Origin of the sequence: Okeania sp. (genome assembly GCF_035285525.1) — a bacterium.
Lineage (GTDB): Bacteria > Cyanobacteriota > Cyanobacteriia > Cyanobacteriales > Microcoleaceae > Trichodesmium.
The window spans coordinates 1-7,508 of record NZ_JAYKGW010000051.1; the positions used below are offsets into that span (position 1 = coordinate 1).

Annotated in this window: 6 protein-coding genes; 4 read left to right on the forward strand and 2 right to left on the reverse strand. The window is 32.8% G+C overall.

Features of this window, described 5'->3' with window-relative positions; translation table 11 throughout:
- A partial coding sequence (locus tag VKJ25_RS05520) for a glycosyltransferase family 4 protein (protein ID WP_324235624.1) occupies positions 1-716 on the forward strand: 716 nt, incomplete at its 5' end.
- Between the two features lie 392 nt (positions 717-1,108).
- Here VKJ25_RS05520 and VKJ25_RS05525 read toward each other — a convergent pair.
- Positions 1,109-3,211 (reverse strand): tetratricopeptide repeat protein, encoded by a 2,103-nt coding sequence (locus VKJ25_RS05525; RefSeq protein WP_324235625.1) that lies wholly within the window; start codon positions 3,209-3,211, stop codon positions 1,109-1,111.
- 439 nt (positions 3,212-3,650) lie between these two features.
- Here VKJ25_RS05525 and VKJ25_RS05530 point away from each other — a divergent pair, with 439 nt between their 5' ends.
- The 3 genes from VKJ25_RS05530 (at position 3,651) to VKJ25_RS05540 (ending at position 6,712) form a co-directional block, all read left to right on the forward strand.
- Positions 3,651-4,442, forward strand: coding sequence for a class I SAM-dependent methyltransferase (locus tag VKJ25_RS05530; RefSeq protein ID WP_324235626.1), 792 nt, complete (start codon positions 3,651-3,653; stop codon positions 4,440-4,442).
- Between the two features lie 351 nt (positions 4,443-4,793).
- Positions 4,794-5,531, forward strand: a complete 738-nt coding sequence (locus tag VKJ25_RS05535; RefSeq protein WP_324235627.1) for a sulfotransferase family protein — start codon at positions 4,794-4,796, stop codon at positions 5,529-5,531.
- 353 nt (positions 5,532-5,884) lie between these two features.
- Positions 5,885-6,712 carry a sulfotransferase family protein gene (locus tag VKJ25_RS05540; RefSeq protein ID WP_324235628.1) on the forward strand — a complete coding sequence of 276 codons (828 nt, stop codon included), beginning with the start codon at positions 5,885-5,887 and terminating at the stop codon, positions 6,710-6,712.
- Positions 6,713-6,865: 153 nt separating this feature from the next.
- On the opposite strand, the gene VKJ25_RS05545 is transcribed toward VKJ25_RS05540, so the two are convergent.
- Positions 6,866-7,387, reverse strand: coding sequence for a pentapeptide repeat-containing protein (locus VKJ25_RS05545; protein WP_483143732.1), 522 nt, complete (start codon positions 7,385-7,387; stop codon positions 6,866-6,868).
- Positions 7,388-7,508: the final 121 nt, after the last annotated feature.

The window sequence follows — 7,508 nt, forward strand, 5'->3', positions numbered from 1 at the left end:
CTTATGATTTCATCATTCCTTGCTCTCACCAAATGGCAGATTGGTGTCACTCTATGGGAGTTCCAGAAGATAAGTTAGTAGTTGTTCCCAATGCCTGTGGTTATCCAGTTGAAGATGAACTTGTGGAACAAATTCTGACTCGACGTTGGCAATTTCAGGATAGGAAAAAACTAAAAATCTTATTTCTTGGTAGATTTGCTCGGCAAAAAGGTTTAGATCGTCTTTTAGCTGTTGTCACAGAGTCTCGCCGGAGAAAACTACCCATTCAGTGGCGTTTAGTAGGTAAGAATGTGCTAAAAGATGAAAATTCAGCTAATGAATTACAAACTATTACCGATCTAATTGAACCTCCAGCTTTAACTTCGGAAGCCATCAATGAAGTTTATGAATGGGCAGACGTATTACTGCTTCCTTCTTACTGGGAAGGTTTGCCCCTAACAGTTTTAGAAGCCATGCGTTTGGGAGTGGTTGTTTGTGCTTCCAATGTAGGTGCAATGGAGGAAGTTGTGGATGATGGAGAAACTGGTTTTTTAATTCCTAATTTGAAGGGAGATGGATATGTAGAAGCCGTAATGAAAGTTCTCACCAAGTTAATTAACGAACCAGAGGAGGTGAGAAAAATTAGTCAAACTGCTGCTATGGCTGCTGCACAACGTAATTGGAGTCAAGCTTGTGCTGGATTGATTGAAAAGTTGAATTTGGTATTAAAAGCTTGAGATTGTATGTTACAGGACTTACGCAAAGCAACCAATAAACCGGGTTTACAGCGCTTTTCAAATGAATGAACCACATCGCCATCACCAATTTCTCGGGAACCGTAATTTAGTAGGGACGTTGCATGCAACTTCCCTACTGTGGTTTACTGATTTCACCGCTGTATTGCCGTGATATTGTTGCTCAAACCAGGAAACTTGGTTGATAAACCCGGTTTCTGCGTAAGTCCTAATTATGTAAAATTCAGATAATTATTATATTCTAGTCATTGCGACTGAAAGGAAGTGAAAGGAAGCAATCTCCTAACCCTGAGATTTCTTCCTATCGTCGATAGGGACAACTACTCTGAAAAGCTTATCCGAAAAAGTTTTTCTCTTATTTGTTACTCCTCTAGCTACATAGAATCAAAAATTCTTTCTTGTAATTGTCTTTGCACATTACTCAGCATTGCCTGATTATACTCCAATATTGGATACATTTGTTTATACAAACTTTCCATTTCTTCATAGGATAAAGACGCAAGCTTTAAAATTTCTTGACAAACCATTTGAAACCTTTTAACAGGATCGATAACTTCATCATAGGATTCGTCTACAAAATCGGAAAAAGTTTGAAAACCTAAATTTCTAAGATCCTTTAAAGTACCTGGTTGTCCAAGAACAAGGAAAGGATTTAAAGAAACAATAGATTTAATAGTTTTTTCTGTAAATCTGCGATTCCTTTTACCATCATCAAAATTACTTTCAGTAACGATATAAAAAAAAGAACTGCTAAACAATTCATCATTGATTTTGAATACAAATTCACCTCTTTGAGCGTTGAATTCTTTTGTTTTATCTAGGTCTATTCTTAAAGGCAAAATACTATAAACTTCTTTGTATAGAGAATCAACGTCGATATTTTTTGTAGTTACAGGTGAAATTAGATCGCGGATAAAATTAAGGTTTGGCTGCTCCTCAGGCATTAAATTAAAAGAAAAGTAACTATCATCAAGTAAGCCTTCAGAATAAAAAAACATCGTTATTGCAATCCTGTGGATCCGGGGCATATTATTCAGACATAAAAACTTCTTTTGCCTTACTGAGTTAGGATTCCCTTTAACTTGAGAACTAAAAGAATTAAAATTCCAAAAATGGCTGTTGAATGGAAGAATATTTATCTCAGGTTGAGAATAATAATCTTTCGAGTGAGTTTTGAGGTAGATGGGTAAACAATTATTTTGTGATAAACAAACAAAAGAGTTATGAGTACACTCCAAGACTTGAGTGACTCGAGACATCATATTAAAGAACTCAGTGTGTTCCGGTATAGCACCCTCTCTACTAGAATCTAGGATAATTTTTGCATTGTTCTTAGAGAGTAAGTTTTTGAGAAAGTACGGAATCAGAAATAAAATTCTGTCCGCATCTACGAGCTGATGTGTAGGGTAGTTAGCACTTATCCAAAAACATAACACAGTTTTTATTTCTTTCTTCCACAGATTTGTCGGTAGTTTAGTGCCTAAATATTGACAATATCTACCAAAAATTCCCGTTATAATATTAACATTAATAAATATTATATTTTTGTCTTCTAAGTAATTAAACATTGGAAATTCACTTACTAATTCCATGAGAGCAAAAAAATCTTGCTTGGTAATAAAATCTGCAATCCATAGATAAAAGACTACATCAATATATCTACTAATTAAATCCTTATTTTTTATTGTGGGTATAATAGGTATGACTGAGGCAACCTCTTTAATTGCCAAATCATGTTCTGCTTTGTTTCTGGCAAATCGAAATAAAAGAAAAGCTCTCTCTAATTTTTCTGCATTCTTATCAGTCTTTAGCTGATGAGCAGCACAGCTAAAGATAGTTTTCATCATCCGATCAAAATCACTTTTACTCTGATGCCACTCACTAAACTTAGATACCTGTTCTGCATATCTAAATACTTCTTTTATTACGTCTACGTGTAATAATAATTTAATTTTTGGTAAAGTTATATTGATATTTTCTTCAATAACTTTGCTCGCAGCAAAGTTATTTTCTCTTGTAGAAAGCTTGTTGGACTCAGACTTTAATATTTTGAGAAAATTTTCTACTTCAAATATATCTTTATTTTCACTTTCATTTTCTCTCTTTTCTTGGAACTTATTTGAATTATCATCCTGAAATTTTAGTTTTCCCAATTTGCATAAAGCATCAGTAAAATTTTCATCAATCTCCACTGCTTTTTGATAACAAATTAAAGCATTATCTAACTCACCACATTTCTCTAGCTCTTGCCCCAGATCGTACTGAAACCAGGCAGAAGAGCTATTTAGTTCAACTGCTTTACGATAAGCGGTAATCGCTTCATTCAAATTACCCTTTTTCGACAAAGTAGTGCCTAAACCATGATAGTACCAAGCAAAATTTGGCATTTGCGCAATTCCTTGACGATACAGCACTACCGCTTGTTCTAGTTTACCTTCAGCAACGAGCTTACGCCCTTGTGTTAAAAAATAATTCATAATCTCACTCAGTAGGAAATTTTAAGGTTATTAAAATCTTGTTATCTGGTTTTGTTTCTTAATTTCTTGAGTAACTCAACCAAACTTACGGTTGCTAATTTTTTGAAACACCGATGTTACACTAATGTCTAGTAATAATTTATAAATGGACACCTAAGTGGCTATAGTGGCCTCTCAAGCTTTAAATATTACTTTAGGAAAATGGTTTAATCCTCAATTTTCAAAGCTTTTACTCATAAATTATGATAATGCAGTTTTGAAGTCAAACCTAAGAAATTTTATCATCATTATGATAAAATTTATCCTACTGAAATAATTTCCTGAAGTTATTGCACAGTCAAAGTTTTGTATGTCCATGAAATCTTACTTTTGACTTTTGATCTTTGACTTCGGTAAAATGCTATGATTACAATCTAATTGGAGTATTGAAGAAAGTATAATGAGAAATCAAATTAACACTAATTGGCAAAGTGAAAAAAATGATGAAATTAATTTCTGGCGAAACCATATTGCTACAGGAGGTGGTAAATATCAAGAGGATTATAAAGCTCGATTTAATCCAGATTTACCTCTTCAAAATCATATTGCTCGATATATCAAAAAATCTGTTAAACCAGGTTCAACTGTTAAGATATTAGATGCTGGTTCTGGCCCTTATACAATACTAGGTAAGTGTTTAGCTGACTACAAATTAGAAATTACAGCCGTAGATGCCTTAGCAAATGAATATAATCAAATTTTGTCAGAATTTAATGTTATTCCTTTAGTAAAAACAGAGCTTTGTGATGTTGAAGGATTAATTAATTACTTTCCAGACAATTACTTTGACTGTGCTCATATACGAAATGCACTAGATCATTCTTACGATCCTTTATTAGGAATTTTACAGATGATTGATGTGGTTAAACCAGGAGGATATGTTTTAATTGATACTTACATTAATGAAGGAGATGAAGGAAATTACCATGGTTTACATAGTTGGAATTTTTGTCCAAAGAACGATAAGTTTATCATCTGGAACCAGCAAGGTAAGTCTCTAGTAGTAAATGATTATATTCAAGGTGTTGGATACATTGAAGAAATGAAAGTCAACCAGGGAGCTAAAGCAAAGAAGAGACCTATGTTTATAGCTATTAAAAAAACAGAAAAAACAATATTTGAAAGTGCATCTAATTTTACTTTAAGAGCTTTGGAAGTATCTGATTCAAGCAATTTTCAAAAGGATCAATAAATTATCTTTGAAGGATATATAGTCTTGACTAATTTGGTTAGGTACATATATAGATAGATTTAGGAAAGAGAGACTAGGAAATAGAGAAAAATACTTGATTATTTCTATATAAAAATTGATTGATTTTTTTGTTATTGGAGATGTGTAGCCATGAATAAATCAAGAGATAAATCTTCTTCTTACTTTCTTCCTATACCTATCCTATATATAATTCTGATTTGTCTACTCATAAGAGTTTTTCAGAAAGCCCTAAGTAAAAGTTTATTGCAGTTTTTTTTAAGGAAGTCAATATTGTATTTATTTCCGCCCATAAACAAATGTATGAAAGAAATCGAAAAATTTTATCAGTGTATGTCTCAGAAGGAGTGTAATTACCACATTCATATTTCTGAACAAAACTCCTATATATACTTTGAAGTACCCAAAGTTGCTTGTACTACAGTAAAATCAACCTTGCAAGAACTTGAAGCTCTGACATTAGGTCAGAATTTACCATCAAAGGAAAGTTCAATAGTTCACAATAAGAAGCTTTCTCTACTACGATCGCCTTCAGACATTGGAATTGATAATTTTTTGGCGATGCTAAATAACAACAATGTGTTTAAGTTTTGCTTCGTAAGAAATCCTTATACAAGATTGCTTTCTGTATATCTTAACAAGATGAGTTGGCGTGAAGGGCAATTTTACAAGAAAATTGCTGAAATACTAGATATGTCAGTAAGTGAAAGAATTACATTTAAACAGTTTGTTATGGCAATAAAAAATCAATCTCCTTTGGCGATGGATCCCCACTGGCGTGTACAGACATATCAAACATTTTATGGTTTAGTGGATTACAATTTTATCGGTCGCTTTGAAAACCTTAATCAAGATTTGAAAGTGGTTTTGAATAGGATAGAAAATTTTTCCGATCAGAAAAATAAATGTGCTGAAGCGATAGAAAAATTAAGTTTTATTCGTGGAGGCAAAAAAACTAATGCTGATTCAAAACTTAGAGATTTTTATGGCACTCAGGAGATTAGAGATTTAGTATTTTCTATATACAAAGAAGATTTTCATAACTTTGATTACTCTGAATATTTAATTTGAAAATAGTCAAGACTTACACTAACAAGACTTACACGGGAGGAACCCGGTTTCTACGGTAAATCATTGTTTTTGACAGTAAACATCTAGGAGAAACCGGGTTTCAGGAGCCGCCTGCGTAAGTCCTAATTTTAGTAGATTGGGAATAATGCTTAAATCATGCGCCATAATATAGCGGTACTGCGCAAGTCTTGATATACCAATCCTATGTGAGTTGTAATATTTGTGTGGCAAAAAAAAGTCACAATTCATGAGTGAGGAGCTATATTTTGTTAAAGGTTTTCAGCTTAAATTAACTATTATGAAATTTGTCACAACCAATGTAGGATTGCTATAGCTTATAAAAAGGAAGAGATATGTACAAAGATAAACTCAAAGCACCAATCACACTAATTTCACATGGTAGATCGGGAACATCCTTACTACAAAATATTTTTGATGCTCACCCAGACATATCAGTAGCTGGAGAAACAGCCGACTTAATATTCGGCACTTGGTATTCAATCTCTAAGATTAAGGGAATCGTTCCCGGTTTGTTTGATGAAAACGGAAAACTTGTTCCTTGGGAAGAGCGTGTTGCTCTGGGAGTACGTGCTGTTTTTGATCAAATTTTTAATCTTGATAGAAAATATTGGATGCAGAAACCAATTTCACAACCTTTTATAATGCAATTTTTAAAGATGCAAGAAAAGAATGAAAAAGATTGGTTTAATGTTTATTGGTCTGTCTTAGACCAAGTCTTTCCAGAAGGCAAATTTATCACTATTCTCAGAGAACCACGGGATGTTGTTCTTTCTTCTAAGGAGTATTGGGGTCGGGATCACGCTAATGTATGGGGTAATATTGCGACAATGGCACGATGTATTGCACATGAGTCATCAAAAGTCAATTATGCGGTTAGTTTTGATGAGTTAGTTCAAGAACCTGAGCCAACTCTAAAAAAGCTTTTTGCCCATATTGATGTTCCTTACAGTTCAGATGTTTTAGCTGCATTAGAACATATTTATGTTCCTGACCAAAAAAAGTGGAAACAGGATAAAAGTCTTTTTGAAGACAAAATTAAAAGGGGTTTTTCACGGCAAAAAGACTGGAAAGATTTGGATATGTCTATAGTAAAAACTGAAGATTTAGAGGCTATTGAAAAACTTTGGAATAAATTTGGTTATTCTTTAAATCTAAATTAGTTTTGACAAATAGTCAAGACTTAAACAAAGCAACCAAGAAACAGGGTTTATTGCCGTGATATTGTGGCTAAAACCAAGAAATTTCCGTAAAGAAACCCGGTTTCTATGAGAAACCGGATTTCTGGGTTCCCTTAATTATTAATTATTAATTATTTAATATCCATCAGGACTAATAGTTGTACGATCGTATTCTGCCATTGATAAATCAACTTGTCTAGCTCGAAACAAATTACACCATCCTAATTTAGCATTATCTAACTTTGCTTTTTCTAGGTTAGCTCCTCTTAAATCTGCATATCTTAAATCTGTATCTCTTAAATCTGCATTATATAAATTTGCACCTTGTAAATTAACTCTAACTAAATTTGCACCTCGCAGATTAGCATTACGCAAATTAGCTCTAGATAGATTTCCCTCTTGAATATTTGTATTTGATAAATTAGCTTTATAAAGTTTAATATCTCCCATTTCTGCCTCTCGTAAATTACATCCTTTAAGGTTAGCTTGATTTAAGTTGGCATAGGGTAAATAAGCTTTGGTTAAATTACAACCTTCTAAATTAATTCCTTCTAAATCAGCTTCAAATAATTCAATATTACTTAAATCAATCCCAACAAATTCTCTTTGCCCCTCAGCATATTTCCATAGTAATTCCTCTGAACCCATTTTCTCCATTTTCGTATTTTTAAAGCTAATTGTTAGCACTTGATAACCATCATTTATTAAATAAATAATAAGTATTTATACTTATTTGGATTATCAAAATTTATACTAAGATGGCTTTACAAAAATTATT